Source organism: Mycobacterium hackensackense (assembly GCF_025822555.1).
Taxonomy (GTDB): Bacteria; Actinomycetota; Actinomycetes; order Mycobacteriales; family Mycobacteriaceae; genus Mycobacterium; species Mycobacterium fluoranthenivorans.
Window position 1 is genome coordinate 422,716 of sequence record NZ_JACKUC010000029.1, and the last position, 22,470, is coordinate 445,185.

General features: G+C 67.8%; 20 protein-coding genes. 13 read left to right on the top strand and 7 right to left on the bottom strand.

Annotation, left to right across the window (positions count from 1 at the left end; translation table 11 throughout):
- Positions 1 to 4: 4 nt before the first annotated feature.
- From mnmA to H7J86_RS05220, 6 genes are all read right to left on the bottom strand, one after another.
- A complete protein-coding gene (mnmA, locus tag H7J86_RS05195; RefSeq protein ID WP_187098903.1) occupies positions 5 to 1,072 on the bottom strand; it encodes a tRNA 2-thiouridine(34) synthase MnmA in 1,068 nt (355 codons plus the stop codon).
- Complete coding sequence (locus H7J86_RS05200; RefSeq protein WP_187098902.1) at positions 1,072 to 2,256, bottom strand: cysteine desulfurase family protein; 1,185 nt, start codon at positions 2,254 to 2,256, stop codon at positions 1,072 to 1,074. The genes mnmA and H7J86_RS05200 overlap by 1 nt, the downstream gene beginning before the upstream one ends.
- Before the next feature lie 47 nt (positions 2,257 to 2,303).
- A complete protein-coding gene (locus H7J86_RS05205) occupies positions 2,304 to 3,194 on the bottom strand; it encodes a lysophospholipid acyltransferase family protein (RefSeq protein ID WP_187098901.1) in 891 nt (296 codons plus the stop codon).
- Complete coding sequence (locus tag H7J86_RS05210) at positions 3,191 to 4,057, bottom strand: GNAT family N-acetyltransferase (protein ID WP_267289704.1); 867 nt, start codon at positions 4,055 to 4,057, stop codon at positions 3,191 to 3,193. Before H7J86_RS05210 ends, H7J86_RS05205 begins: the two co-directional genes overlap by 4 nt.
- 139 nt (positions 4,058 to 4,196) lie before the next feature.
- Positions 4,197 to 5,153: an electron transfer flavoprotein subunit alpha/FixB family protein gene (locus H7J86_RS05215; protein ID WP_090357018.1), complete on the bottom strand. Its 957-nt coding sequence runs from the start codon at positions 5,151 to 5,153 to the stop codon at positions 4,197 to 4,199.
- 37 nt (positions 5,154 to 5,190) lie between these two features.
- Positions 5,191 to 5,982 carry an electron transfer flavoprotein subunit beta/FixA family protein gene (locus H7J86_RS05220; RefSeq protein ID WP_090357020.1) on the bottom strand — a complete coding sequence of 264 codons (792 nt, stop codon included), beginning with the start codon at positions 5,980 to 5,982 and terminating at the stop codon, positions 5,191 to 5,193.
- A 196-nt stretch (positions 5,983 to 6,178) separates the two neighbouring features.
- Between H7J86_RS05220 and H7J86_RS05225 the strand changes: the two genes are divergently transcribed.
- The 3 genes from H7J86_RS05225 to H7J86_RS05235 all read left to right on the top strand — a co-directional run bounded on the left by H7J86_RS05225 (position 6,179) and on the right by H7J86_RS05235 (position 9,844).
- The gene (locus H7J86_RS05225) at positions 6,179 to 6,958 is read left to right on the top strand and encodes a class I SAM-dependent methyltransferase (RefSeq protein ID WP_267289705.1); all 780 of its coding nucleotides are present in this window, start codon (positions 6,179 to 6,181) and stop codon (positions 6,956 to 6,958) included.
- Positions 6,955 to 8,499 carry a 1,4-alpha-glucan branching protein domain-containing protein gene (locus H7J86_RS05230; RefSeq protein WP_090357024.1) on the top strand — a complete coding sequence of 515 codons (1,545 nt, stop codon included), beginning with the start codon at positions 6,955 to 6,957 and terminating at the stop codon, positions 8,497 to 8,499. The genes H7J86_RS05225 and H7J86_RS05230 overlap by 4 nt, the downstream gene beginning before the upstream one ends.
- Positions 8,500 to 8,602: 103 nt before the next feature.
- Positions 8,603 to 9,844, top strand: a complete 1,242-nt coding sequence (locus H7J86_RS05235; RefSeq protein ID WP_267289706.1) for a glycosyltransferase family 4 protein — start codon at positions 8,603 to 8,605, stop codon at positions 9,842 to 9,844.
- Here H7J86_RS05235 and H7J86_RS05240 read toward each other — a convergent pair.
- A complete protein-coding gene (locus H7J86_RS05240; protein WP_267289708.1) occupies positions 9,841 to 10,671 on the bottom strand; it encodes a GntR family transcriptional regulator in 831 nt (276 codons plus the stop codon). The genes H7J86_RS05235 and H7J86_RS05240 overlap by 4 nt on opposite strands.
- Positions 10,672 to 10,905: 234 nt before the next feature.
- Between H7J86_RS05240 and H7J86_RS05245 the strand changes: the two genes are divergently transcribed.
- Genes H7J86_RS05245 through lysA form a run of 10 tightly spaced genes read left to right on the top strand, consistent with a single transcriptional unit; the run spans position 10,906 to position 22,467 of the window.
- On the top strand, positions 10,906 to 12,537 hold the full coding sequence (locus H7J86_RS05245) for an ABC transporter substrate-binding protein (RefSeq protein ID WP_267289710.1): 1,632 nt from the start codon (positions 10,906 to 10,908) through the stop codon (positions 12,535 to 12,537).
- Positions 12,538 to 12,552: 15 nt separating this feature from the next.
- Positions 12,553 to 13,521 (top strand): ABC transporter permease, encoded by a 969-nt coding sequence (locus H7J86_RS05250; protein ID WP_267289712.1) that lies wholly within the window; start codon positions 12,553 to 12,555, stop codon positions 13,519 to 13,521.
- Positions 13,518 to 14,402 carry an ABC transporter permease gene (locus tag H7J86_RS05255; protein ID WP_267289714.1) on the top strand — a complete coding sequence of 295 codons (885 nt, stop codon included), beginning with the start codon at positions 13,518 to 13,520 and terminating at the stop codon, positions 14,400 to 14,402. Before H7J86_RS05250 ends, H7J86_RS05255 begins: the two co-directional genes overlap by 4 nt.
- The gene (locus H7J86_RS05260) at positions 14,399 to 15,409 is read left to right on the top strand and encodes an ABC transporter ATP-binding protein (protein ID WP_267289716.1); all 1,011 of its coding nucleotides are present in this window, start codon (positions 14,399 to 14,401) and stop codon (positions 15,407 to 15,409) included. The genes H7J86_RS05255 and H7J86_RS05260 overlap by 4 nt, the downstream gene beginning before the upstream one ends.
- Positions 15,406 to 16,434 (top strand): ABC transporter ATP-binding protein, encoded by a 1,029-nt coding sequence (locus H7J86_RS05265; protein ID WP_267289718.1) that lies wholly within the window; start codon positions 15,406 to 15,408, stop codon positions 16,432 to 16,434. Before H7J86_RS05260 ends, H7J86_RS05265 begins: the two co-directional genes overlap by 4 nt.
- The gene (locus tag H7J86_RS05270; RefSeq protein ID WP_267289719.1) at positions 16,418 to 17,608 is read left to right on the top strand and encodes a M20 family metallopeptidase; all 1,191 of its coding nucleotides are present in this window, start codon (positions 16,418 to 16,420) and stop codon (positions 17,606 to 17,608) included. The genes H7J86_RS05265 and H7J86_RS05270 overlap by 17 nt, the downstream gene beginning before the upstream one ends.
- Positions 17,609 to 17,649: 41 nt before the next feature.
- Complete coding sequence (locus H7J86_RS05275; protein ID WP_267289721.1) at positions 17,650 to 19,014, top strand: aspartate aminotransferase family protein; 1,365 nt, start codon at positions 17,650 to 17,652, stop codon at positions 19,012 to 19,014.
- Complete coding sequence (locus H7J86_RS33350; protein ID WP_267289723.1) at positions 19,011 to 20,447, top strand: xylulokinase; 1,437 nt, start codon at positions 19,011 to 19,013, stop codon at positions 20,445 to 20,447. Before H7J86_RS05275 ends, H7J86_RS33350 begins: the two co-directional genes overlap by 4 nt.
- 2 nt (positions 20,448 to 20,449) lie before the next feature.
- A complete protein-coding gene (locus tag H7J86_RS05285; protein WP_267289725.1) occupies positions 20,450 to 21,202 on the top strand; it encodes a glucosamine-6-phosphate deaminase in 753 nt (250 codons plus the stop codon).
- The gene (gene lysA / locus H7J86_RS05290; protein ID WP_267289727.1) at positions 21,199 to 22,467 is read left to right on the top strand and encodes a diaminopimelate decarboxylase; all 1,269 of its coding nucleotides are present in this window, start codon (positions 21,199 to 21,201) and stop codon (positions 22,465 to 22,467) included. The genes H7J86_RS05285 and lysA overlap by 4 nt, the downstream gene beginning before the upstream one ends.
- The last annotated feature ends 3 nt before the right edge of the window (positions 22,468 to 22,470 follow it).

The window sequence follows — 22,470 nt, forward strand, 5'->3', positions numbered from 1 at the left end:
AGCGTCAGCGGGCGATGGTTGCGCTGCCGAGGACCTCGTCCCCGGCCGGATCGGGCCGGTAGAGCACCATCGTCTGACCGGCGGCCACACCGCGCAGCGGGGTCCGCAGGTCGGCGTGCAGCGCACCGTCGCGGACCTCGACGACGGCGTCGACCAGACCGCCATGGGCACGCACCTGCAGCACGCATTCGACCGGCCCCACGAACGCCGCGCCGGAGGTGAACACCGGCTTCTCGCCGCGCAGTGTGGAGATGTCGAGGTCGGTGGCCGGACCCACCCGCACGGTGCCGCTCGCGGCGTCGATCCCGGTGACGTAGCGGGGCGCCCCGTCGGGACCCGGCCCGGCGATGCCCAGGCCCTTGCGCTGACCGATGGTGAAACCGTGCACACCGTCATGCTCGGCAAGCACCGCGCCGCCGGCGTCGACGACGGCGCCGGGCCGGATGCCGATCTTGGCTCCGAGAAACGCCTGGGTGTCACCGGACGGGATGAAACAGATGTCGTGGCTGTCCGGCTTGTCGGCCACCGCCAGCCCACGCCGGGCAGCCTCCTCGCGGATCTGCGGCTTGGGGGTGTCCCCGATCGGGAACAGCGCGTGACGCAGCTGATCGGCGGTCAGCACAGCCAGCACGTAGGACTGATCCTTGTCGGCGTCCACCGCACGCCGGAGCCGGCCGTCGGACAGCCGGGCGTAGTGCCCGGAGGCCACCGCGTCGAAGCCCAGCGCCAGCGCCCGGGCCGACAGCGCGGAGAACTTGATCTTCTCGTTGCACCGCACGCACGGGTTCGGGGTCTCACCGCGCGCATAGGAGTCGACGAAATCGTCGATCACGTCCTCTTTGAAACGGTCGGCGAAATCCCAGACATAGAACGGAATGTCGAGGATGTCGGCGACGCGACGCGCATCCCCGGCGTCCTCCTTCGAGCAGCACCCGCGCGATCCCGTGCGCAGGGTGCCCGGCGTGCTGGACAGCGCCAGATGGACCCCGACGACGTCATGACCGGCGTCGACCATCCGGGCCGCCGCCACCGAGGAGTCCACTCCGCCGCTCATCGCGACCAGGACGCGCATCACAGCACCCCCGCACTGGCCAGCGCCGCAGCTCGCGCCCGCTGCACCGCGGCGGGCAGCGCGTCCAGGGCGGCATCGACATCGGCATCGGAACTGGTGTGTCCCAGCGACAGTCGCAGTGACCCGCGAGCGGTGGCCGGATCGGCACCCATCGCCAGCAGCACATGCGAAGGCTGGGCCACCCCGGCCGTGCACGCCGAGCCGGTCGAGCACTCGATTCCCTTGGCATCCAACAACATCAGCAGCGAATCACCCTCACAACCGCGAAACGTGAAGTGCGCGTTACCGGGCAGCCGGCCGTCCCCGAGCGCACCGTTGACATCGACATCCTCGATGGTGGCGCGCACCCCGTCGATCAGCCGGTCACGCAGCGCCCGAACGCGGGCGCTGCTGACCTCGAGACCGTCGACCGCCACCTTCGCCGCGGCCGCCATCGCGACCACACCGGCGACATCTGGTGTGCCCGAACGGACATCGCGTTCCTGTCCGCCGCCGTGCAGCAAGGGCACGCACGCGGTATCGCGGCGCAACAGCAGTGCCCCCACCCCGGTCGGTCCGCCGAACTTGTGCGCGGCGATCGACAGCGCCGACAGTCCGCTGGCCGCGAAATCGACCGGAACGTGCCCGACGGCCTGGATCGCGTCACTGTGCATCGGTATATCGAATTCTGCTGCGATACCGGCCAATTCGGCGACCGGCAGGATGGTCCCCACCTCGTTGTTGGCCCACATCGCCGTGATCAACGCGATATCGTCGTGTTCGGCGAGCACGGCGCGCAGCGCCTCGGGTGACACCGAACCGTCGGCAGTGACCGGTAGCCACGTCACCTCGGCACCTTCGTGTGCCACCAGCCATTCGACGGCGTCGAGCACGGCGTGGTGCTCCACCGGCGTCGTGACGATCCGGCGCCGGTGCGGCTCGGCCGCGCGGCGCGCCCAGTAGATGCCCTTGATCGCGAGGTTGTCGCTCTCGGTGCCGCCCGCGGTGAAGATGACCTCCGACGGCCGGGCGCCGAGCACACCGGCCAGCGCCTCGCGCGCCTCCTCCATCCGGCGCCGCGCCGCCCGACCCGCCGTGTGCAGCGAGGAGGCGTTACCGACCGTCGCAAGCACGGCTGTCATCGCCTCGATGGCAGCGGGGTGCATCGGGGTGGTGGCGGCGTGATCGAGGTAGACGGCGGTCATAGCCTGTCCAGGATAACCGCCATCCGGCGGCCGCCCGCCCGCGCAGCTCAGGCGGCCAGGATCTCCCCCGTCGCTGCGCTCGCCCCTGAAGCCTTCCCCGTCGCTGCGCTCGCCCCTGAAGCATGCCCGTGCGCACGTCGGCCCGCGTCCCCGCGCACGGCGGCCTCGCACCGGGCTTTCAGATCGCGGCGGGAGGTCCCCGGCAGCTGCAGCGATTCCACCCGCACGTGCACCACCGTGCGCCGGGCGGTGACCAGGCGCCGGATCGATGCCAGCAGCGTGTCGTCGCCGATATAGGCCGGCACCGTGGACGGGCTGCCGTCGCGGTGGTGGTAGGTCAGCCGAAGCGGCTGCACGGGTCGCGCGGCGTCCACCGCCGCTTGGAACATGGCCGGCCGGAACTCGCCGTAACCCAGTCCGCACCAGGTGGTGCCCTCCGGGAAGGCGACGACGGTCTGCCCGTTGCGCAATCGCGCGGCGACCGCGCTGACCACGGCCGGCAGCCGGCGCAGGCTCTCCCGCTCGATGGGGATGACCTTCATGATCCGGGCCAGCACACCGAGTGCGGGCCAGTCGATGAGATCGGCCCGCGCCACGAACGAGCCCGGCATCACCGCACCGATCGCGAAGATGTCCACCCAGGACACATGCCCACTGACCACCAGAACGCCGCGCAGGTTACGGATCGGCCCACCCGACACGGTGATCCGCACCCCGATACAGCGCAGCATCAGCCGGCAGTAGGCCCGCTGGATGTGGGAACGACCGGGCAACGGCACCGCCAGTAGGGGCACCGCCAGGATCAGCAGCAGGGCCGCGGTCACCCGAAACGTGGTCCGCAACCAGACCATCGGCCGAGGGCCCACCGGCGCGGAGCCGGCGTGCATGCAGCTGGCGTCGCAGGAGGCCTGCGGGAGCCACGAGTGCTGTGTGCTCATGCTCCGCCGCCCATCTCGCCGGCCTGCGACACAGATCGCAGACGCTTCAGGTACCGCACGTCGGCTTTGCGTTTGTCCAGCAGCGCCGGGAAATCACCGACGCCGAAGTCGGGGTCGTGCGCGGGTTCACCGCACACCTCGGCGCCCAGGCGCAGGTAGCCGCGCATGAGGGCGGGCACACTGACCCGGGCGGGCGGCTCGATCTCGTCGAGGCTGCGGCCATCGATGACCACCGGACGGTACGGACGCACGGTGAACTCCTCCGGCGCGCCGTGGCGGCGCAGGACGAAGTCCCGGACGCCGCGCAGCTGGCTGCCCGGCACCTCGCCGTCCACATGGGTGGGCACCGACACGCAGCCGGTGACGTAGTCGTAGCCGCAGCGGTCCAGGTAGGCCAGGATGCCGGCCCACATCAGCAGCACCACACCGCCGTTGCGGTGATCGGCGCGCACCACCGCACGCCCCATCTCCACCAGCGACGGACGCAGCGGGTCCAGCGCCCGGACGTCGAATTCGGTGGCGGTGTAGAGGCTGCCCGCCGCGATGGCGCCGGGCGGCGGCAGCATCCGATAGCAGCCGACCAGGTCGCCGGAGCCGTCCTCGCGCACCAGCAGGTGATCGCAGAACTGGTCGAAGCGGTCGGCGTCGCGGCCCTCCTCGAAGCCGGGGCTCGCCGAGGTGAGGGTGAAGCCGGGTTCGGAGGTGAACACCTCATGGCGGAGACGCTGCGCGGCGTCGATATCGTCGGCGTCGGTGGACAGCAACAGGGTGTAGCGCGGTCCGTGGGCCGCGGAGGCCCCAGAACCCCCAGCGGTCATCTGATCGGTGTCATCGGCCGGTATGAGTACAGATGCGGTGCTCATAGTCAGCACGGTCGCCCAGCCGGGTCTCGAGGCGGCATCGCAGGCGTGACGTGTCTGTGCACGCCACGTGAACACCGTGGGCACACACAAAACTGCCCCGAAACCGAGGTTTCGGGGCAGTTTCGAGAGTGTTGACGAACTAGCCCTTACGAGCCTTGACCGCCTCGGTGAGCTGCGGGGTCACCTTGAACAGGTCGCCGACGATGCCGAGATCGGTGATCTCGAAGATCGGTGCCTCTTCGTCCTTGTTGACCGCGATGATCGTCTTGGACGTCTGCATACCGGCCCGGTGCTGGATGGCACCGGAGATGCCGAGCGCGATGTACAGCTGCGGCGACACGGTCTTACCGGTCTGACCGACCTGGAACTGACCCGGGTAGTAGCCCGAGTCCACCGCGGCGCGCGAGGCACCGACGGCGGCGCCGAGCGAATCGGCGAGATCCTCGACGACCTTGAAGTTCTCCTCGCTACCGACACCGCGGCCACCGGCGACCACGACACTGGCCTCGGTGAGCTCCGGACGGTCGCCACCGACGACCGGCTCGCGAGACGTGATCTTCGTCGCATTCTCGGCCTGGGCCGGGACCTCGACGTTGACGACCTCGCCGGCACCGTCGGCCGGGGCGGCCTCGACGGCACCCGGACGGATGGTGATCACCGGGAGTTCACCGGTGGCCTGGGCCTCCACGGTGTACGCGCCACCGAAGATGCTGTGCACGCCGACGCCACCGTCTTTGAGTTCGACGATGTCGACGAGCAGACCCGACCCCAGACGCGCGGCCAGCCGGCCGGCGACCTCTTTGCCCTCGGCGGTGGCGGCGATGACCACACCGGCCGGCGCGGCCGACTCGGCCAGCGCGGCCAGCACGTCGACCTTCGGGGTGACCAGGAAGTTGTCCACATCGGCCGACTCGGCGACGTAGATCTTGGCGGCACCGGCGGCCTTCAGGCCGTCGGTCAGGCCGGCGGCGATGCCGGGACCGGCCACCACGACGGCAGACGGCTCGCCCAGCACACGGGCGGCGGTGATGAGTTCGGTGCTGACCTTCTTCAGCGCACCATCGGCGTGCTCAACGAGCACAAGTACTTCAGCCATGAATATGTCCTTAAGTGTGTGTCTGAGGGGTCAGCTGCTAGATCAACTTCTGGGCGACCAGGTACTCGGCGATCTTGGTGCCGCCTTCGCCTTCGTCGGTGATCTTCTCGCCCGCGGTCTTCGGCGGCTTCGGGGTGGACGACAGCACCTTGGTGCCGGCGTTGGCCACGCCCACCTCGTCGGCCTCGACACCGATCTCGGCCAGCGTCAGGACGGTGACTTCCTTCTTCTTCGCGGCCATGATGCCCTTGAAGGACGGGAAGCGCGGCTCGTTGATCTTCTCGTTCACGCTGACCACGGCCGGCAGCGTCGCTTCGAGGCCGAAGACGCCCTCGTCGGTCTCGCGCTCGGCGGTGACCTTGCCGCCCTCGACGTTCAGCTTGCGCACGTGGGTCAGCTGCGGCAGGCCGAGGTACTCGGCGATGACCGCGGGAACCGCGCCGCCGACGCCGTCGGTGGCCTCGTTGCCGGCGATGACCAGCTCGGTGCCCTCGATGGTGCCCAGCGCGCGGGCCAGGGCCCACCCGGTCTGGACGACATCGGAACCGTGCAGACCGTCGTCCTTGAGGTGAACCGCCTTGTCGGCACCCATGGACAGGGCCTTGCGGATGGCTTCGGTAGCACGCTCGGGACCAGCGGTGAGCACGGTCACGGTGCTGTCGCCGCCCTCGCGTTCCTTGATCAGCAGCGCTTCCTCGACGGCGCGCTCATTGATCTCGTCGAGAACGGCGTCGGCCGCTTCCCGGTCGAGAGTGAAGTCGCCGTCGGTGAGCTTGCGCTCCGACCAGGTGTCAGGGACCTGCTTGATCAGGACCACGATGTTCGTCATGACTGTGGTTCGTCCTCCTCGATGAGGCCGGCAGCCGGCCTGGGCATATCACGTAATGCGTAACGGCCACCAGGTTACTGCTCGGTAACTTTGACGGCGCGCAAGGACACCATAACTGGTCAATCCACTCATTCAGACCCCACAGTCGCCGGGCATCCGTTCGCGAACACGTCATCACGGGTTAGCCTGCCTTCCAATGAGCACATTCGGTTCGGTCGACAACCCGGGCGCGCAGCCGTCACTGCCGCTGACCGGTGAACGCACCATCCCCGGCCTCGCCGAGGAGAATTACTGGTTCCGCCGGCACGAGGTCGTCTACCAGCGCCTCGCCGGGCGCTGCGCCGGTCTCGACGTTCTGGAGGCCGGCCCCGGGGAGGGGTACGGCGCCGACCTCATCGCCGGTGTCGCCCGCCAGGTCATCGGGGTGGACTACGACGAATCCGCGGTGGCGCACATCCGCGCCCGCTACCCGCACGTGCAGATGCACCTGGGGAATCTCGCCAACCTGCCCCTGGCCGACGCCTCCGTGGACGTGGTGGTGAACTTCCAGGTCATCGAGCATCTCTGGGATCAGGGCCAGTTCGTGGCCGAGTGTCTCCGGGTGCTGCGGCCCGGCGGTGTGCTGCTGATGTCCACGCCGAACCGGATCACCTTCTCCCCCGGACGGGATACGCCGCTCAACCCGTTCCACACCCGCGAGCTCAATGCCGACGAGCTGACCGAGCTGCTCACCGAGGGCGGCTTCGCGATGGAGGCCATGCTCGGGGTCTTCCACGGGGCGGGCCTCTCGGCCATCGACGCCCGGCACGGCGGATCGATCATCGACGCGCAGATCGCCCGCGCGGTCGCCGACGCACCGTGGTCCGACGAGCTGCTGGCCGATGTCGCCGCGGTGCGCTGCGACGATTTCGATCTGACCGACGCGCGCCCCATCGATGACAGCCTGGACCTGGTGGCGATCGCGACTAGGCCATGAGTGGGGAGCAGACCCCGGGGCTGTTCACCCTGGTCCTGCACACCCACCTACCGTGGCTGGCCCATCACGGCCGCTGGCCGGTCGGTGAGGAGTGGCTCTACCAGTCGTGGGCGGCGGCGTATCTGCCGCTGATGCGGGTGCTGCGCACGCTGGCCGCCGAAGGGCGCGGACATCTGGTCAGCCTCGGCATGACCCCGGTGGTCACCGCCCAACTGGACGACCCGTACTGCCTGACCGGGATGCACCACTGGCTGGCCAACTGGCAGCTGCGCGCCCTGGAGGCCACCACCGTCGCCTCGGGCAGCGCCTTCGCGGCCCCAGAAGCCATGCGCCAGTTCGGTATTCATGAGTTCGAAGCGGCCGGGCGCGCCCTCGACGAATTCACCTCACTGTGGGCCCACGGTGCCAGCCCACTGCTGCGTCAGCTCATCGACGCCGGCACCATCGAACTGCTCGGCGGGCCGCTGGCCCACCCGTTCCAGCCCCTGCTGAATCCGCGGCTGCGCGAGTTCGCGCTGCGCGAGGGCCTGGCCGACGCCCAGTACCGGTTCGCGCACACCCCGACCGGCATCTGGGCCCCCGAGTGCGCCTATGCGCCGGGGATGGAAACCGGTTATGCCGCAGCCGGTGTCAGTCATTTCATGGTCGACGGCCCGTCCCTGCACGGTGACACGGCGGTGGGCCGTCCGGTCGGCTCGTCGAATGTCGTCGCCTTCGGCCGCGATCTGCAGGTCAGTTACCGGGTGTGGTCACCGAAATCCGGCTACCCGGGGCACGCCGCCTACCGCGACTTCCACACGTACGACCACCTGACCGGCCTCAAGCCGGCACGGGTCACCGGCCGCAACGTGCCTTCCGCCGAGAAAGCCCCCTACGACCCGCAGCGCGCCGATCGCGCGGTGGACGCGCATGTCGCCGATTTCGTGGAGGTGGTGCGGCGCAGGCTGATCGATGAGGCCGATCGCACCGGGCGCCCGGCGCATGTGGTGGCGGCCTTCGATACCGAACTGTTCGGCCACTGGTGGCATGAGGGCCCGCTGTGGCTGGAGCGACTGCTGCGGGCACTGCCCGAGGCCGGCATCCGGGTCGGCACGCTGTCCGACGCCATCGCGGACGGATTCGTCGGCGCACCGGTCGAATTGCCGCCCAGCTCTTGGGGTTCCGGCAAGAACTGGCAAGTCTGGAACGGCGAGAAGGTGGCCGACCTGGTGCGCCTCAACGCCGAGGTGGCCGACACCGCACTGGCCGCGGTGGACAAGGCGCTGGACCAGACCGACGCACCGCACACCCGCGACCGGGTGGCCGACCAGATCCTGCGCGAAACCCTGCTCACCGTGTCCAGCGACTGGCCGTTCATGGTGAGCAAGGACTCGGCGGCCGAATACGCCCGCTACCGGGCCCATCTGCACGCACACGCCACCCGCGAGATCGCGGGGGCGCTGGCGTCGGGCCGCCGTGATCAGGCCCAGCGCCTGGCCGATGACTGGAACCGCGCCGACGGACTCTTCGGCGCGCTCGACGCCAGGAGGTTGCCGCGATGAGCCCCCTGCCCCCCTTGCCCGCGAGCGTGCGTGTTTGCACGCCAACACGCCGTGAACACCGTGCATTTTGCGCACGCTCACCACTGGCCGAAGGTGCGCTGGCATGAAGATCCTGATGGTGTCCTGGGAGTACCCGCCCGTGGTGGTCGGCGGACTCGGCCGGCACGTGCACCACCTCGCCACCGCCCTGGCCGAAGCCGGCCATGAGGTCGTCGTGCTGTGCCGACGGCCCACCGGTACCGATCCGAGTACACATCCGTCCACCGACGAGGTGTCCGAGGGCGTGCGCGTGGTCGCCGCCGCGGAGGACCCGCACGAGTTCGATTTCGGCACCGACATGATGGCCTGGGTACTGGCCATGGGTCACTCCATGACCCGCGCCGGGCTGGCCTTCGGCACTCGGGGCGAACACGCCTGGTATCCCGATGTCGTGCACGCCCATGATTGGCTGGTTGCCCACCCCGCCATCGCCTTGGCCGAATTCTTCGATGTGCCTTTGGTTTCCACCATCCATGCGACCGAAGCAGGCCGTCACTCCGGCTGGGTGTCGGGCGCGATCAGCCGGCAGGTGCATGCGGCCGAGTCCTGGCTGGTGCGCGAATCCGATTCGCTGATCACCTGTTCGGCGTCCATGGGCGACGAGATCGTCGAGCTGTTCGGTCCCGGATTGGCCGAAACGCATGTCATCCGCAACGGGATCGATTCGGCCGCATGGCCGTTCGCGCGGCGCACCGCTCACGACGGCCCGGCCCGGTTGCTGTTCCTGGGACGGCTGGAATACGAGAAGGGTGTGCAGGACGCGATCGCCGCACTCCCCCGGATCCGGCGCACGCACCCCGGCACCAGGCTGGTCGTCGCCGGCGATGGCACCCAGCGGGACTGGCTCGGCGAGCAGGCCCGCAAACACAAGGTGCTCAAGGCGGTCGACTTCGTCGGACGCCTGGACCACGCCGAACTGGTGCAGCTGCTGCACACCGTTGACGCGGCCGTATTACCCAGCCACTACGAACCATTCGGCATCGTGGCGCTGGAAGCCGCCGCCACCGGGACGCCGTTGGTCACCTCCAATGTGGGTGGACTCGGCGAGGCCGTCATCGACGGTGAGACCGGGGTGTCCTTCCCGCCACACGACGTCGCCGCTCTGGCGGCAGCGGTGCGCACCGTGCTCGACGATCCGGCCGCCGCACAGCGGCGCGCCGTCGCCGCGCGGGAGCGACTCAACCACGACTTCGACTGGCACACCGTCGCGGCCGAGACCGCTCAGGTGTATTTGGCCGCCAAACGCGGTGAACGCGAACCGCTTCCGCGCCGGCCGATCGTCGAGCACGCGCTGCCGGATCGCTAGGGAGCACCCAGGGGCGCGACCGACCAGTTGCACAGTTCCGATGGCCCGAGAATTCGGTGCCGGGTCTGTCCGGCCGTGTAGAAGGTGAACTTTGTTGCGCGATAACACTGTTCGAAACAGTCGAAGGCCTGTCCGGACGCATCGAAGCTGACACCGCGAATGCGCACCATCGGCTCACCAGGCTCGAGCTCCAATTGTTCGGCCTCCCAGCCGCTGGGACTGTCGACCTCGAACGCCTGCTCGGTGTACTCATCGGTGAACCCATACCGTTCCTGCAGAAAGCGGTACAGCGACTGGCCGCCGGCCAACCAGTCCCGGTCGATCGCGGGCACCCTGCTCAACGGCAGCACAGCCCGTTCGAGGATCCGGTCGGCGATCGTCCCGACGCCGATGTCGCGCCGACGCCAGATCTCCCATACCGGCTGACCGGCATCCACGCCCAGCGCGGCGGCGATCGTCGCACTGGGAAGCCCGACCGATATGGCGATCAGCGAAGTGGACATCGCCGGCGCTCGCCCCTGATTGTCGGTCAGGGTCTGTAGCAACTCCCCCGGCCGGGTCGGATCGGCGGCGATACGGGGCTCGGCGACGAAGGTCCCCAGCCCCTGGTGCCGCTTGATCCGGCCGGCCCGCTCCAGCTCATCGAGGGCCCGGCGCACCGAGATGGTGCTGACATCGGCGATATCCGCGAGTTCTGTGGTGGACGGCAGACGATCGCCGGGACGGAGATCCCGCTCCGCCATGATGGTCAGCACCAACTCCTGAACCTGCTGGTATCGCAGCTTCCGATCTCCCCCAGTCGGGCCGGCCTTTCGTGGTGTCGCCATCCGCCCCCCATCCTGATCGCGCGCGCGTCACTGTGCTGCTCAGAGCATACTAACTATGCACCATCGTTATCAGCGCTCAGATATGCGGTTTTCGTGGCGATTCTTTCCCAAGAAGATGAGATGTCGATGAAACACTCACGAAATCGCCCGATCACATTGATACTCAAAATACTGTGTATACACAGTTGCCTCTGCGCCTGGAGCAGACGAAGGAGAACTCGAGCGATGCACGCTATGGATCGACGCAAGTTCCTGCGGACCTCGGCGGTGGTGGCGGCCGCGCTGGGAGGCGCCGCCGCATTGGCCGGTTGCGCCCCGCAAACCGCCACCCGCACCGTGCTCCGCGTCGGATCCACCACCGACATCGATTCGCTCAACCCGTTCACTGCCGACTCGACCCAGTCCGATGACGTCCTTCAACTGGTCTACGACAAGCTGATGACCTACGACGCGCAGCTGAATATCGTCCCGTCGCTGGCCACCGACGTGCAGAAGACCGACGGTGACCGCACCTTCACCTACACACTGCGCTCCGGCGCCACCTGGCACGACGGCAAGGATTTCACCGCCGACGACGTCGTGTTCACCTTCCTGATGGTGCGGGACAACGACTACGGGACCTACGGCGCCTACCTCAAGAACCTCGTCGACGTGACCAAGGTGAGCGGCACCCAGGTGCGGCTCACCTACTCCGAGCCACAAGTCCTGGAGCCGGGCATCATCGTGCCGATCGCCCCCAAACATGTGTGGGAGGGCGTTCCCAAAGACGACCTGCCGAAGTTCGCCAACGAAAAGCCGGTCGGCACCGGACCGTTCACCTATGTGTCATGGAACAAGGGCAGCGTGGCGACCGTTGCCCGCAACGACGCCTGGTGGGGTCCCAAACCCGCAGCCGAAAAGGTGACCTGGACCAAGTACGGCAGCGACGATATCGTCACACAAGCGCTGCGCACCGGCGATGTCGACATCGTCGCCGAGGTGCCCCCGACCATCTACGCCGGCTTGAAAGACGCCTCGAACGTCAAAAGCACGGAGATGGAGGCATTCTCATTCCACATGATCGGGTTCAACTGTTCGGCCGCACCGGGATCGAAAGGCAACCCGTTGCTGCGCGACCAAACCATCCGGCAAGCACTGTCGTGTGCGGTCAGTCGTCGACAACTCGTTGAACTCGCCCTGTCGGGGTACGGCGAGCCGGGCACCGACCTGTTACCGCCCGCATTCGGCGATTTCCACTACAGCCCAGGCACCGAGGCCGTACTGGACAACAACCCGGACAAGGCACGCAAGCTGCTGGACGAGGCGGGATACACCGATCGCAACGGCGACGGTATCCGCGAATCCAAAAATGGTGCGCCCCTAGAGTTTCGCATCCTGTCGATAGCCGATACGGCCGTGGACGTCAAAGCGGCCGAACTGTTCACCACCGCCGCCAAGGCGATCGGAATCCGGCTCCAGCCATCGACCACCGATGCCGACAGCATGGGGGCCACGGTGTACAACACCGACGCCCCCGACTGGGACATCATGGTGTGGGGCTGGGACTCCGGACTGTACGACCCCTCGTATCTACTCGGCCTTGCCACCACCGACCAGATCGGCGGTAACAACGACACGTTCTGGACCGACCCGCGCTATGACGATCTCTATGCCCGGCAGAACACCACGACGGACCGACCCGCCCGGGTCAAGCTCGTCCAGGAGATGCAGGCCATCCACTACGCGGCGTGTCCGTACATCGTGATGTGGTACCAGAAGAAGCTCACCGGGACCCGGACCGACACCTGGACCGGATGGGAACCGATGAAGGGCGGCATGGTGTTGAACTTCTCCAGGGCCAATTACCTCGACGTGAAACCCGCCTGAGGTAGCCACGACGCGATGGTGCGTTATCTCGCAACGAAATTCGTCTACCTCTTCCTCACTCTCGGAGCTGTGCTGACGACCAACTTCCTCATCTTCCATTTGATGCCCGGTGACCCGGTGACCCACATCGCCCGGGGCCAGCACCTCGATGCCGCTGCGGTAGCCCGCCTGCGTACGTACTACGGGCTGGACCGACCGCTGATCGATCAGTTCGCCACCTACGTGTCGCACCTGCTGCACGGTGACTTCGGATACTCCTTCTCGTATTCAGCCCCCGTCGGCCCGATCGTGGCCGACGCACTGGTGAACACCGTGATCCTGGTGACGGTGTCGACGGTGCTGGTGATCGCGCTCGGTGTGTTGATCGGTGTGTTCGCCGCATCCCGTCGAGGCAGCCGAGCCGACCGTGGGCTTGTCGTGGGGTCACTGGTGTTCTGGAGCCTGCCCACGTTCTGGATCGGCATGTTGCTCATCTTCGTGTTCGCGGTCGCACTGAACTGGCTGCCCATCGCCGGCATGTACACCGCCGATGCGATCTATCCCACCTTTGTGACCCGGATCTCGGACCTGGCAAGGCATTTGGTCCTTCCGACCACCGCGATGGTGCTGGTGGACATCGCCCAATTCGTACTGATCACCCGCAGTTCACTGGTGAGCACGCTGTCGGAGGATTTCATGACCACCGCCCGAGCCAAGGGGTTGCATCCGCGGCGGGTCCTGTGGCGGCACGGTGTGCGCAATGCCCTACTACCGGTCGTGACCGCGACCACCCTGTACGCCAGCGCCACGGTCGGCGGCACGATCCAGGTCGAGACGGTGTTTTCCTGGCCGGGGATGGGGCAGCTGATCTATCTGTCCGTGGTGCGCCGCGACTACCCGGTGATGGAGGCATGCTTCCTGATCTTCGCCGTTGTCGTGGTGCTGGCCAACTTCGGCAGCGATGTCCTCTATCGCGCATTGGACCCGAGAGTGCGGCTGACATGACCGAGAAGAAACCCCCGACCACCGGATCCGGCTGGCGCCACCTACCGGCGCGACTGTGGCACGACGCGCTCGGTCGCATCGGCCTGGTGCTGGCCGCCATGGTGATCGTCGTCGCCATCGTCGGTCCCGTGCTGGTCCCGTATGACCGTGCTGCGGTCGCGCAGTCCCGCACCGGAATCCTGCAGGCCCCCAGCACCACCCATCTCTTGGGCACCGATGAGCTGGGTCGCGACGTCCTGCGCCAGGTGCTCGCGGGCGCTCCGATCTCGCTGCAGATCGGCGTGATCGCCACCCTGGTCACCGTTCTCATCGGGACCATCGTCGGAATACTCGCCGGGTGGTTCACCGGTGTCGTCGATGCCCTCTTGATGCGGATCACCGACTTCTTCCTGGTGCTACCGAACCTGCCGCTGATGATCGCCCTCGGCGCCATGGTGGGGCAAAGCCTTCCGATGATCGTGCTGGTCATCGCCGTCACCAGCTGGCCCACGACGGCCCGCATCGTCCGCTCACAGACGCTCGAGCTACGGGAACGCGAAGTGGTGGCCCGGGCCCGCACGGTGGGACTGTCGTCCTCGGGCGTGCTGTGGAAGTTGATCCTGCCCGGTGTACTGGCCTTGGTGATCGCCAATGCCGTCCTGGTGATCGCCGGATCCATCCTTGCCGAGGCGACGTTGTCATTCCTGGGGCTCGGCGACCCGTCGCGCACATCATGGGGCCAGATCCTGCACAACGCCTTCGTCTCCGGCGCGGTCGGTAACGGGTACTGGTGGTATTTCCTGCCACCCGGTATCGGCATCGTCGCCGTCGTGCTGGCCTTCTCACTGATCGGGCAGGCCCTCGAACACATCCTCAACCCGAAACTGGCGGCGACCTCATGAACCTGCTCCAGATCCGAAACCTGTCGGTCACCTACCGGTCCGATAGCGGTGATGTGCGTGCCGTCGATGGCGTCGACCTCGACATCGACTCCGGGGAGGTGGTCGGTCTCGCCGGTGAATCCGGCTGCGGCAAAAGTACCTTGGCACTCGCGGTCACCCGGCTGCTACCGCCGAGCGTCCATGTCAGCGCCGACCGTATGGTCCTCGGCGACACCGATGTGCTGACCGCTGACGACGAGCACTTGCGCAATATGCGCTGGAGCCGGCTGTCGATGGTGTTCCAGGGCGCGATGAACGGCTTCAACCCGGTCATGCCGATAGGTGCGCAGATCGGCGAGGCCATCCGCACCCATCGGCCCGGCGTCGGGAGGCGCCAGATCAAGGCGCGCGTCGCAGACCTGCTCGGCCAAGTGGGCATCACGCCAGGCCGCGCCGCCGATTATCCGCATCAGTTCTCCGGCGGCATGAAGCAGCGGGCCATGATCGCCATGGCGCTGGCCTGCGAGCCCGACCTGGTGATCGCAGACGAACCCACCACCGCGCTCGATGTCATGACCCAAGCGCAGATCCTGGCTCTCATCCGGCGGCTGGCCGACGAACTCGACCTGGCGATGCTGGTGATCTCCCACGATCTGATGGTGCTGGGCGAGCTGTGCGACCGGGCCGCAGTGATGTACGCCGGGCGCATCGTCGAAAGCGGTCGAGCCGAACGCATGTTCAGCGATACCGGTTCGGAGGGCCCGGCCCACCCGTACACCCGAAAGTTGTTGGACTGCTTTCCCCGAGCGGGAACGGGTACCACCACGATCAACGGAATTCCCGGCAGTCCGCCTGATCTCGTCCATCCACCGGATGGATGCCGGTTCCACGATCGGTGCGAGGTGGCGCTGCCCGAGTGCGCCACCGAAGACCCGGGATTGCGCCTGGTGAACGGTGACACCGCGCACCTCACCGCCTGCCATCGGATACCGGCTCACGGAGGGCTCACGTTGGGGGTGGCCCGATGACCGAACAACGAGCCGTCGCCGAGATCTCGGACCTGCACGTGCATTTCCCTGTCCGGCACGGTCGCAAACGGATGCTCGCCCGCGCCGTCGACGGCGTGAGCCTCACCATCCACAAGGGCGAGATCCTGGCGCTTGTCGGCGAGTCGGGCTGCGGTAAGACCACTATCGCGCGGACGGTCATGCGGTTACAGGATGCGACCTCAGGATCGATCGCGATCGGAGGGGTCGACATCACCCATCTGGGGGGCCGGCAGTTGCGCACCATGCGCCGTGACTTCCAGATGATCTTCCAGGACCCGTTCGAGAGCCTGCCCACCAACGCCACCGCGCTCGACCTGGTCACGGAGGGGGTGGCCATCCACCATCGCCACCTGAACAGTGCCGATCGCCGCGTTGCGGCGGTCGCAGCCCTTGCCTCGTGCGGTCTGCCCGAGGCGATTTCGGGGCGGCGGATGTTCGAACTCTCCGGTGGCCAACGACAGCGGGTGGCCATCGCCGCGGCGGTGGCCGTCGAGCCGCGACTGCTCATCGCCGACGAGCCGGTATCCATGCTCGATGTGTCGCTGCGCGCCGGGATCTTGCGGGTGCTACTGGATCTGCGCGAGCGCCTCGGTATCGCCACGTTGTTCATCACCCACGACCTCGCATTGGCCGGCGTCTTCGCGGATCGGGTGGCGGTGCTCTATCTGGGTCGTGTCGTCGAAGAAGGGGTGGCGGCACAGGTCATCGACCACCCAGCGCACCCCTATACGCGGGCACTGGTCGACGTGATGCCCAAGCCCGGCAGTCGCCACCGTGCCCGCGCGCTGCTCACCGGCGAGCCGCCCAACCCCACCACCCGATTCGCCGGCTGTCGCTTCGCGCCGCGTTGTCCGCTGTTTGCGGCACTCGGCGCTCCGCAGCGCTGCACCACCGAGCCTCCGGCATTGCGTTCGATCAGTGCCGAACACACCGTGGCGTGCCACTTCTGGGACACCACAGTTCATCCAACCCGAAGGAGAAGTTCAGATGACCGTCAGCCGTGAAGAGACGATCGCACTGCTCGACAGTCTGGTCCGGATCGACTCGGTGACACCGTGGCTCATCCCCGGTGGCGCCGGCGAGGGCGAGGTCGCGCGATTCATGCAGGACTGGCTCACCGCCGCCGGGCTGGAGGTCACCCTCGAAGAGGTCGAACCCGGCCGGCCCAATGTGCTGGCCTGGCTGCGCGGCAGCGCTCCCGGACCGACGATCTGCCTGACCGCGCACAGCGATACCGTCGGCTACGCCTCCTGGTCCGACCGCGCCCTCACACCGGTCATCGACGGTGACCGAATGATCGGCGTAGGCGTGGCCGATGACAAGGGAGGGTGCGCGGCCGCCATGCTCGCCGCCGCCGACCTCGTGCGCTCGGGTGTACCGCTGGCCGGCAACGTCCTGGTGGCATTGGCGATCGACGAGGAGGGAATCAGTATCGGCACCGAACATCTCGTCGCGCACCACGCCGACGAGATCGACCTGGCGATCGAGCTGGAACCCGACAGCTCACACCAGATCTTCGGGGAACACCAGGGCTTCGGCTGGATCGACATCGTGGTGTTCGGCAAGCCGGCGCACGGGTCTGCCCCGGACAAGGGGGTGGATGCCATCGTGCACATGGCCGAGGTCATCACCCGGCTGCACCAGCTCGACGAGACCCGCTGGAAGCCCAATCCCGACCCGCGCAACGGCCGCACGGTGTTTCACACCGGAACCATCCACGGCGGAACCGATTACGCCACCTACCCCGCCGAAGTGGTGCTGGGTATCGAAATCGGCACGCAACCCGGCGAAACACTGGCCGACCGGGTGTCCGAGATCGAAGCCATCTTCGCCGAGATCGCCGAGTCCGAGCCGCAATTCCGGGGTGAGGTCAGGGTGCGGCTGGACCGCGATCCGTTCACCGGCGCCGGCAACGACGCACTGCTGACCGCACTCGCCGACGCCACCGAAGCAGTCAACGGGACCCGGGCACAGATTTCGGGGCTCAACGCCTGGACCGACGCGGCGCTGCTGCAGAGCGCGGGCATCCCCACCGTCTTGTTCGGCCCGGAAGGCGGGAACTATCACGCCGCCGAGGAGTGGGTCTCGATCCCGGATGTCGTTGCCACCGCCGAGATCCTGCGCCGCACGGTGGTGACCCTGCTCGGTGCGCCGGTGCCCGCCACACCTCATCCCTGATGCCCGTCTACCGCCCCATCCCACAGAATCAAGGAATACCAATGTCATTCGACGAGGCGTTCGCTTCGCGTACGCCGAACACCCGTGCCCTGTTCGAGCGGGCCAAACTGACCATTCCTGGCGGGGCCGGGTCGACGGCCCGGTTGCCACGCAACGGATGGAATCCCTACCCGATCTTCATGGCCGAGGGCACCGGCTCACGTCTGGTCGATGTCGACGGGAATACCTATATCGACTATCTGCTGGGACTCGGACCGATGATCCTCGGCCATCGCCATCCCGTGGTGACCACGGCGGTACAGCAGGCGATCGCGGATCTGGGCACCTGCTTCGGGCTGCCCTACGAACTGGAGATCACCGCCGCCGAGAAGGTCGTCGCCGCGGTACCGGGAATCGAACAGGTGCGATTCACGAACTCCGGTTCCGAGGCGGTCGGCACAGCCGTCCGATTGGCGCGGGCCACCACCGGTCGGCGGTTGGTCGTCCGGTTCGAAGGGCATTACCACGGCTGGCAGGACACCGTGTACTGGTCGAATCACGTCGACATCGATCTGGCGGGTCCGGCCGATCACCCGAGGCCGGTGGCCATGGGACCGGGAGTGCCCGCCGAGCTGGAGAGCACCCTGGAGGTGTTGACGTGGAACGATCCGGAGAGTTTCGTCGAGTTGATGGACCGTCGCGGTCACGAGGTGGCAGCCGTGCTCACCGAGCCGGCAGTGTTCAACACCGGCTGCATCCTGCCTGAACCCGGCTATCTCGAGCTGCTGCGCAGCGAGACTCGCAAACACGGCGCGCTGCTCATCTTCGATGAGGTGATCACCGGTTTCCGCTTCGCCCGCGGCGGGGCCCAGGAGTGGTTCGGCGTGCTGCCGGATCTGACGACGCTGGCCAAAGGTCTCGGTGGGGGGTTCCCGGTCGCGGCCGTCGGCGGTACCACCGAAGCCATGGCGCTCGTCGCGTCCGGGCAGTATTCGCACTCGGGCACCTACAACGCCAACGTCGTACAGTGCGCTGCGGTGTCGGCCACCATGGATGTGCTCGCCGAACCGGGACTCTATGAACGGCAGCGCGCGCTCGGGTACCGGCTGGCCGAAGGGCTCTCGTCGCTGGCGACCGAACGAGGTCTGGATGCCTACGTCGAGGGGCTGGGCACTGTCTTCCAGCTCTGGTTCGCCGATGGTCCCATCCGCAACTGGCGAGACGCGGCGGCCCAGGCCGACGAGGCGTTGTTCACCCGGTGGTATCAAGAGATGGTGGTGCGCGGAGTGTTGTTCCACCCGTTGCAGTTCGAGAATCTGTTCGTCTCGCTGGTACACGACGACCGTGATATCGACGAGACGCTGAACGCCGCCGCCGACGCGTTGTCCGTGGTGGCAGCCGGCCGGCAGCCCGCGCGCACGCCGTGACCGTCGACCGTGCGTACCTCGGCGTCGACCTGGGCACGTCCGCGCTGAAGGTGGTGGCTGTCGGACCCGACGGGGCCGTGCGTGCCACCGCGCGGCGCGGCTACCCCACCCACCATCCCGAACCTCTCGCCGCAGAGCAGAATCCACAGGATTGGTGGGACGCGCTGGAAGCTGCGCTGGGCGAGGTCGCCGAAGCCGTGGCACCGTCGCGATGGGCCGGCATCGGGTTGTCGGCGATGTTGCCGACGCTGGTGGCTCTCGACGGTGCCGGTCACCCGACCGGGCCGGCAGTCACCTGGGAGGACGGCCGAGCCGAACCCGATGCCGCGCGGTTGCGGGACGCACTCGGCGACGACCACCTCTACCAGGTGACCGGCCAGCGGGTGGACGGCCGGTATCTGATCCCCATGCACCGGCGTCTGGAACGGCTCGGCCGCGGCGGAGTTCTGGCAGCCGCGGCCAAGGACGTGTTGTTCGCCCGCCTCACCGGTGAGCTGCTGACCGATCCGAGCACCGCCGCCGGTACCGGGGTGTTCAACCTCGACGACGGTGCGTGGGATGCCGAAATGGTTGCGGTGTCGGCTGTTCCGGGGCTACCCGCGGTGGCGCCGGCGTCGACCTCGGCACCACTGTCATCGGACTGGCGATCGGCATTCGGGCTGAGCGGTACGGTGCCGGTGGTGCTCGGCGCCGCCGATTCCGTGCTGGGTGCGCTCGGCATCGGCGCCGACCGCCACGGTGATGTCGCCGTGATCGCCGGGACCAGTGCAGTCGTCATGGGCATCTGTGACACCGCGGTCCGCGATCCCCAGCACCGGTATCTGGTCACCCCGCTGGCCGGCCCGGGCTGGGGTCTGGAGATGGACATCCTCGCCGTCGGCGCCGCCTTCGGTGGTATCGCCCGCTTGGTCGGCCTGCCGGGGCCCACCGAGTTGCTGACCGCAGCGGCCGACGTCCCACACCACTGTGCACCGACCTTCCTGCCCTACCTCACCCCGGGCGAACAAGGCGCACTGTGGGATCCGGATCTGACCGGGACCCTGCACGGGCTGGATCTGTCCATGCACGCCGGCCATGTGGGGCGGGCCCTGCTCACCGGTGTGGTGGTCGAGCTGCGCCGTGCCGTCGCGATAGCGGAAGCAGCCACCGAACGACGGGGCCCGGTACTGCTGGGCGGCGGCGCGGCCGCACATCCGCTGTTGTGGCAGGACCTCGCCGACGCCACCGGGCGCGAGGTGCTCGTCGACCGTGTCAGCCGCGACCATTCGGCGATCGGTGCGGCCCTGTTCGCGGCGAACAGCCTGGGCCATGAGATCGTCCACCGACCACAGTTTCACCGGATGACACCGCGAGGTGCGCAGGCCGACTGGTGGGCGGCGACCGCCGACCGGCACGACGCGCTGCGGATGGCCCTCGGGAAGGTCGGCCCGTGACGATGTCTGCATCCTTGCGGCTGCTGGTGGTCGATACGGATCAGTTCGGTGCCGCGGCCGCCGACGCGGTTCTGCGCCGGCTGCCCGCTCATCGCCCGCGACTCGGCGTCGCCACCGGCGACACCCCGATCCCGCTGTATCGTGAGTTGGCCCGTCGGCACGAGTGCGGACAAATCGACTTGCACACAGCGCTTCTCATCGCGCTCGACGAGTACGTCGGGCTCGGCCCCGACGATCCGGACAGCTACGCAACCTATGTCCGCACACGGGTGGCCGCGCCGCTGGGGATCGGGACGGAGAACATCGTGATAGCCGACGGACTGGCCCCCGACCCCGACACCGAAGCGGCGAACCTCGACGCACGGATCGAGGCGCTCGGCGGTGTGGACGTGCAGATCGCCGGGATCGGCAGCAATGGACACCTGGCCTTCAACGAACCCGGCTCGGCATGGGAGTCGGGTACCCGAGTCGTGCACCTGTCGGAGCGGACCCGCCAGGACAATGCCCGCTTCTTCGGCACTGTGGCCGATGTCCCGCACCGGGCGATCACCCAGGGGCTGGGCACCATCTCGCGGGCCCGGTCCATCGTCGTGCTGGCCGCAGGTACGGCCAAGTCGGCGGCCCTGACAGCCGCTGTTTCCGGTCCGATCGACCCGCACGTACCGGCTTCGATGCTGCAGCGGCACCCCGCCGTGACCGTGATCGCCGACCGGGCCGCGGCCGCCGGCCTTTCACCCCGAGGAGAACACCGGTGAACGAAACCAGCACGGCACCAGAGATTCTCCAGCTCTTTCCGGCCGACACCCAGCTCGATGAGGACGGCATGATCATGGTGGGAGGCTGCCGGCTCGGCGATATCGCCGCCGAATTCGGGACGCCGACCATGGTGGTGGACGAATCCGCGCTGCGCCGGCGAGCCCGCGACTATCTGCAGGAGTTCCGCAGCCGCTGGCCCCGATCAGATGTGGCGTTCGCATCGAAGTCGTTTCCCTGCACCGCAATTCAGCGACTGATGACCGAGGAAGGGTTGCACCTGGACGTCGCGGGAGGCGGTGAGATCGTCACCGCCGTCGCGGCGGGAGCAGATCCGTCCCGGATGGTGCTGCACGGCAACGCCAAGACCGACGAGGAACTCGAGTTGGCCATCGGCCACGGAGTCGGCTTGGTGGTGGTCGATAATTTCGACGATATCGACCGGTTGGAGCGCCTCGTGCCGCCCGGGCGAGTGCAAGCCTGCCTGGTCCGGGTGATACCCGGGGTCACCGCGGATACCCACGCCTCGGTCGCCACGGGCCACAGCGGCTCCAAGTTCGGCTTGTCCCCCGGCGATGCCCGCACCGCCATCAGAAGGATTGAACGCAGCGCTGTGCTGCGTTGCGACGGACTCCACACTCACGTCGGGTCCCAGCTGCTCAACGTCGACCAGCTGGCGGCCGCCGTCGCACCGCTGGCCGCGCTCGGCACCTTCGATGTCTACGACCTGGGTGGTGGGCTGGGCGTGCGCTACACCTACGACGAAGCCCCGCCCACCGTGGGCGAGTACGCCGAGGCGATGGTGGCCGCGGCCCGGGCATTGCTCCCCCCGGGTAGTCGCATCATCGTCGAACCCGGTCGCAGCATGGTGGCGGCGGCGGCGTGCACGCTGTACCGCGTGGTCACCGTCAAACACGGCGTCGTGACGCACGTGGCCGTCGACGGTGGGATGGGCGACAACCTCGAGGTGTCGCTCTACCGGCAGCGGTTCGAAGCCACCATCGTCGACCGGGTCGGTGGGGGCGCGCCGGTCAGCCTGGTCGGGCGGCACTGCGAATCGGGCGACCAGCTCATCGACGGCGTGCCACTGGCACGGCCCGCGGTGGGAGATCTGCTGGCGGTGCCGGTGACCGGGGCCTATTGCTACACGATGTCCAACCAGTACAACGGGGCCCGGCGCATCCCGGTGGTCTTCGTCACCGGCGGCACCGCCCGGCTGGTGGTCCGTCGCGATACCTGGACGGACTTGCTCGCCCGCGATATGTGAGGG

Bases quoted from the DNA above. Each gene is read 5' to 3' on its own strand.
- H7J86_RS05285 (WP_267289725.1), top strand. From the start codon at position 20,450: ATGTCTGCATCCTTGCGGCTGCTGGTGGTCGATACGGATCAGTTCGGT.
- H7J86_RS05240 (WP_267289708.1), bottom strand. From the start codon at position 10,671: ATGGCGACACCACGAAAGGCCGGCCCGACTGGGGGAGATCGGAAGCTG.
- H7J86_RS05255 (WP_267289714.1), top strand. From the start codon at position 13,518: ATGACCGAGAAGAAACCCCCGACCACCGGATCCGGCTGGCGCCACCTA.
- H7J86_RS05210 (WP_267289704.1), bottom strand. From the start codon at position 4,057: ATGAGCACCGCATCTGTACTCATACCGGCCGATGACACCGATCAGATG.
- H7J86_RS05270 (WP_267289719.1), top strand. From the start codon at position 16,418: ATGACCGTCAGCCGTGAAGAGACGATCGCACTGCTCGACAGTCTGGTC.
- H7J86_RS05235 (WP_267289706.1), top strand. From the start codon at position 8,603: ATGAAGATCCTGATGGTGTCCTGGGAGTACCCGCCCGTGGTGGTCGGC.
- H7J86_RS05220 (WP_090357020.1), bottom strand. From the start codon at position 5,982: ATGACGAACATCGTGGTCCTGATCAAGCAGGTCCCTGACACCTGGTCG.
- H7J86_RS05275 (WP_267289721.1), top strand. From the start codon at position 17,650: ATGTCATTCGACGAGGCGTTCGCTTCGCGTACGCCGAACACCCGTGCC.
- mnmA (WP_187098903.1), bottom strand. From the start codon at position 1,072: ATGCGCGTCCTGGTCGCGATGAGCGGCGGAGTGGACTCCTCGGTGGCG.
- H7J86_RS05225 (WP_267289705.1), top strand. From the start codon at position 6,179: ATGAGCACATTCGGTTCGGTCGACAACCCGGGCGCGCAGCCGTCACTG.
- H7J86_RS05200 (WP_187098902.1), bottom strand. From the start codon at position 2,256: ATGACCGCCGTCTACCTCGATCACGCCGCCACCACCCCGATGCACCCC.
- H7J86_RS05245 (WP_267289710.1), top strand. From the start codon at position 10,906: ATGGATCGACGCAAGTTCCTGCGGACCTCGGCGGTGGTGGCGGCCGCG.
- H7J86_RS05250 (WP_267289712.1), top strand. From the start codon at position 12,553: ATGGTGCGTTATCTCGCAACGAAATTCGTCTACCTCTTCCTCACTCTC.
- H7J86_RS05265 (WP_267289718.1), top strand. From the start codon at position 15,406: ATGACCGAACAACGAGCCGTCGCCGAGATCTCGGACCTGCACGTGCAT.
- H7J86_RS05230 (WP_090357024.1), top strand. From the start codon at position 6,955: ATGAGTGGGGAGCAGACCCCGGGGCTGTTCACCCTGGTCCTGCACACC.
- H7J86_RS05260 (WP_267289716.1), top strand. From the start codon at position 14,399: ATGAACCTGCTCCAGATCCGAAACCTGTCGGTCACCTACCGGTCCGAT.
- H7J86_RS05215 (WP_090357018.1), bottom strand. From the start codon at position 5,153: ATGGCTGAAGTACTTGTGCTCGTTGAGCACGCCGATGGTGCGCTGAAG.
- H7J86_RS05205 (WP_187098901.1), bottom strand. From the start codon at position 3,194: ATGAGCACACAGCACTCGTGGCTCCCGCAGGCCTCCTGCGACGCCAGC.